This window comes from Microvirga pakistanensis (assembly GCF_004458765.1).
Lineage (GTDB): Bacteria > Pseudomonadota > Alphaproteobacteria > Rhizobiales > Beijerinckiaceae > Microvirga > Microvirga pakistanensis.
This window is the reverse complement of the sequence record NZ_SPJX01000568.1, coordinates 1-223: the sequence shown is the minus strand read 5'-3', so window position 1 is coordinate 223 and position 223 is coordinate 1. Positions and strand designations below refer to the sequence as shown.

Genomic DNA, 223 nt, shown 5'->3' with positions numbered 1-223 from the left:
CGCGCTCCGACAGGGCGAAACTGGTAGCGACGCCCCTGGTCATCTCGCCCAGATAGAGCTGCTTCTGGTCCTCGCGGCCTGCGAGCAGAACCGGGAAGGCTCCGAGCTGATATGCGCATAGGATGGCGGCCGTGGACGAGCAGCCCGACCCGACGCGCTCGACCACTGCGACCGTCGATGTCAGGCTCGCGCCCTCGCCGCCGTAAGCCTTCGGAATGAAGAG

1 protein-coding gene is annotated in these 223 nt (G+C 66.8%); it reads right to left on the bottom strand.

Annotated elements, in window-relative coordinates; all coding sequences use genetic code 11:
- The coding region (locus E4K09_RS23825; RefSeq protein ID WP_193557348.1) for an acyl-CoA dehydrogenase family protein at nucleotides 1-223 on the bottom strand (223 nt) is incomplete at both ends.